4 protein-coding genes are annotated in these 4,046 nt (G+C 36.4%); all 4 read left to right on the plus strand.

All coding sequences use genetic code 11. The features are described from left to right. Positions 1-513: transcription elongation factor GreA (greA, locus tag U9Q18_07015; GenBank protein ID MEA3314108.1), on the plus strand; the 513-nt coding region annotated here is incomplete at its 5' end. After that, positions 513-2,000 (plus strand): lysine--tRNA ligase, encoded by a 1,488-nt coding sequence (gene lysS, locus U9Q18_07020; protein MEA3314109.1) that lies wholly within the window; start codon positions 513-515, stop codon positions 1,998-2,000. The genes greA and lysS, both read left to right, overlap by 1 nt. Then, entirely contained in the window at positions 1,984-3,312 is a 1,329-nt protein-coding gene (gene radA / locus U9Q18_07025; protein ID MEA3314110.1) for a DNA repair protein RadA, read from the plus strand. The genes lysS and radA overlap by 17 nt, the downstream gene beginning before the upstream one ends. A 1-nt stretch (position 3,313) precedes the next feature. Continuing rightward, positions 3,314-3,988, plus strand: a complete 675-nt coding sequence (gene ispD, locus U9Q18_07030) for a 2-C-methyl-D-erythritol 4-phosphate cytidylyltransferase (GenBank protein MEA3314111.1) — start codon at positions 3,314-3,316, stop codon at positions 3,986-3,988. Positions 3,989-4,046: the final 58 nt, after the last annotated feature.

A 4,046-nucleotide genomic window follows, 5' to 3' on the forward strand; every position in this document is an offset into this window, starting at 1 on the left:
ATGAGGAGGTTTACAATGATTAATGAAGGTAGTATGGGAAATGAGAAGTTTTTTCTTACTAAAAAAGGTTTTGAAGAATTGACGCAGAAGCTGGAATATCTCACGATGGTAAAAAGGAAAGAGATTTCAGAAAAAATAAAGCGAGCTATTGCTTTTGGAGACATTACCGAAAATTCTGAATATAACACGGCGAAAGATGAGCAGGCTTTTTTGGAAAGTGAAATTAAAAGCCTTGAAGTAGAGCTGGCCCACGCTGAGATTATAGAAAATGTTTCTTCGGGCACTGTAAAAGTAGGATCTAAAGTTACTGTAAAGGACCCAAACTCTAAAAAAACATCTACTTTTATTATTACAGGGAGATTGGAATCAGATCCCGAAAATCATAAAATATCCTGGGCTTCTCCTATTGGTGAAGGGTTGATCGACCATAAAGTTAATGATACTGTTGCGATAAAAGTTCCCAAAGGTGTTATAAAATATAAAATTGTAAAGATCGAAAAAGGCGGGGAGTAATGGTTAATGGCGATCTAAATGAAGTAGAGGGAAAAAGAAAAGAGCTTATATTGTATCTTCGTTCAATGGGCATTAATCCATTTGGCGAAAAATTTGTTACTTTGCATACTAATAAAGAATTAAAGAAAGAATTCGATAAATATGGCAACGAGGAGATAAAGGCAAAGGGCAGGGTAATTGCAATAAGAGGCCATGGGAAGGCATCGTTTGTTGTCGTGCGGGATTTTTCGTCGGATATACAATTATATTTTCGCTTCGACAATCTTGGTGAGGAAAAATATAAATTCTTCAAAAAAGCTTTAGACATTGGAGACATTATAGGGGCAAAAGGGGTATTGTTCAAAACGCATACAGATGAAATTACTGTTGAGGTAAAAGATTTTATTCTTTTATCTAAGTCAATACGTTTACTTCCTGAAAAGTGGCATGGATTAAAAGACTCTGAAATAAGGTATCGGAAAAGATATTTAGACCTTATTGCTAACAGAGAAGTATTAGATCTGTTCGTGAAGAGAAGTGAAATTGTTGATGCAATCCGTGCATTTTTAAAAAATAAAGGTTTTCTTGAGGTTGAAACACCTATGCTCCAATCTGTTGCGGGCGGAGCTATGGCTAAACCATTTACTACCTACTATAATGCTCTTGATCAAAATATGTACTTAAGAATTGCACCGGAACTCTACCTTAAGCGTCTTATCATCGGTGGATTTGAAAAAGTATTTGAGCTCAACAGGAATTTTCGAAATGAGGGCCTTTCTGCCAAGCATAACCCTGAATTTACTATGATGGAAGTGTATTGGGCTTATGCAGATTATAAAGAGATGATGATCCTTACCGAGGAGCTCATATATGCAACAGCAAAGGAAGTTCTGGGAAAGGAAAGCGTACAATTTAAAGAAGATGACATTAATCTCTCTCCTCCATTTAGTAGAATCAGTTTTGCAGAAGCTTTTAAGAAATATACAGATATAGATGTAGACGAATTAAGAGATACCGAAAGGGCTAAAAAGGTGCTTGAGACATTGGATATAAGGATGAATAAGCCTCTTACATTTGGCAATGTCATAAATGAAATTTTTGATAAAAGAGTTGAAACGCATTTTGTGCAGCCAACATTTGTGTATGATTACCCCTTAGAAATTTCACCTCTTGCAAAACGAAAGAATGATGACCCTCATACAGTTGAACGCTTTGAATTATTTATAGGTGGTATGGAGATTGCAAATGCTTTCTCAGAGCTTAACGATCCAATTGATCAATACAAAAGGTTTAAAGGTCAGCTTGAAGCAAAGAATGATGGTGGAGAAGAGACACATATGATGGATACAGATTATATAGAGGCAATGGAATATGGTCTTCCTCCTACCGGTGGATTGGGCATAGGAATTGATAGACTGATAATGCTTCTTACGGGAAAAGAATCTATCAGAGAAGTTATTCTTTTTCCGCAACTTAAGACAAAAACGGATGATGAAGAAAAAGAGTAAAGAATATGTTTGTACTGGTTGCGGATATAGATCTCCGATTAGATTGGGTAAATGTCCCGAATGTGATGCATGGAATAGTTTTATAGAAATAAGTGAAAGCAATAAAGAAACTATCACCCCAGTTTCTATTACATCTAGCACAATAAAATTGTATGAAGAGCGGATTAAGACTGGCAACGGCGAGTTCGATAGAGTTCTGGGCGGGGGCATCGTAAGAGGATCCATTATTCTCATTGGCGGAGAACCCGGCATAGGAAAATCTACTCTTTTACTTCAAATAGCGAGTATTTTTGCAAAAAAAGGTAAAGTCCTCTATGTTTCAGGGGAAGAATCTTATCTTCAGATCAGGATGCGGGCTAAACGACTTGGAACGGAATTAGATAATTTATACCTTCTCATAGAGCAGAATATAGAACTTATTGGGAATACAATATTACAAGAAGAACCTGTGCTTGTAGTCATTGACTCCGTACAGACAATGTTTTCTCCGCATTTGGAAGGCTCGGCAGGTAGTGTCACTCAGGTAAAGGAATGTACAAGAATTGTCACTGACATTGCTAAAAAAAACGGCATACCTATTATGCTTGTGGGACATGTGACAAAAGGAGGGATAATAGCAGGGCCTAAGACAATTGAGCATCTTGTAGATGGTGTTTTTTATCTTGAAGGCGAAAGAACAGATATAAAAAGAATATTAAGGGGAGTCAAAAATAGATTTGGTACAACAAATGAAGTTGGCATTTTTGAAATGCAAGAAAAAGGGCTTATCGAAGCTAAAAATCCAATGCTCACTTTTATTTCAGGGGAAAATGAGTTTCCAATTGGTTCTGTTATAACTGCTACATTGGAAGGCAGTCTTCCAATTTTTATAGAAGTTCAAACGCTTGCAACGCCAACATATTTTCCGATACCACGAAGGGTTGTCAGTGGCGTGGATTATAACAGGCTTTTGTTGATTATTGCTATTTTAGAAAAGCGAGTACATCTTAAATTAGGCAGTTTTGATATATATGCAAATACTGTTGGAGGTTTTAAGACGCAGGATAGGGCAATCGATCTTTCCATTGCCGTATCAATTATGTCCAATATTTATGAAAAGAGTATTTCCGAGAAAACAGTGGTGTTTGGGGAGTTAGGTTTAGGTGGTGAAATAAGGCCCACAATTGGGGCGGAGCGAAAAGCAATGTATGGAAAGAGACTTGGATTTAAGAATTTTATACTGCCGTCTTTTTTTAAGGATAAAATTAAAATTGCAGGTATAGACCTTAATTTTGTGGATAATATAAAAGACGTTAAGGAAATTCTTTTCTGAGATGAACTTTTCAGTTTCTGCAATTATTGTTGCAGCGGGCAAAGGAAAAAGAATAGGCGGGTTAGACAAGAATTTTATGAACTTACTTGGAAAGCCTGTTATTTCTTATTCTTTTAATTGTTTATCTCAGCATAAACTTGTTAAGGAAATTATAGTTGTACTGAATAGCAAAAATATTAAAGAAGGAAAAGCATTGCTGATGTCTAATAAATTAACAGCAGTACTTGGCGGTGATACGCGTGCTGAAAGCGTGCGAAACGGCGTGCTAAAAGCAAAAGAGGAATTTGTATTAATACATGATGCTGCGCGTCCCTTTATCACTGAAGAGCTTTTGGATGGAATCTTTGCGGGTATGACTACGGGAGTGGACACTGTAATACCGGTAATACCAGTAAAATCAACAGTAAAATATATTAATGAGAATTTTTTTGTGGAGAAAACAGTTGATCGGAAAAAGTTAGTTATCGTTCAGACGCCTCAACTCTTCAGGAAAAAAGCATTGTTGGAGGCATATCGCGGGAGTAATCTCATTGGGATAACTGATGAAGCGATGTTAATAGAAAAGACGAATGGAAAAGTAAAAGTTGTAAGAGGAATAGAAGAAAACCTGAAAATTACAACGCCTTTTGACTTAATTTTAATGGAGGGAGTGATAAAAAAATGGAACAAAGAGTAGGTATCGGGTATGATTCTCATAGGTTTAGTAAATCAAGGGCTTTGTATATTGGAGGAGT

Source organism: Caldisericota bacterium (assembly GCA_034717215.1).
Lineage (GTDB): Bacteria > Caldisericota > Caldisericia > Caldisericales > Caldisericaceae > UBA646.

What these genes read in the sequence shown, in the direction of transcription:
- lysS (MEA3314109.1), top strand. Translation starts at nt 513, where the DNA reads ATGGTTAATGGCGATCTAAATGAAGTAGAGGGAAAAAGAAAAGAGCTT.
- radA (MEA3314110.1), top strand. Translation starts at nt 1,984, where the DNA reads ATGAAGAAAAAGAGTAAAGAATATGTTTGTACTGGTTGCGGATATAGA.
- ispD (MEA3314111.1), top strand. Translation starts at nt 3,314, where the DNA reads ATGAACTTTTCAGTTTCTGCAATTATTGTTGCAGCGGGCAAAGGAAAA.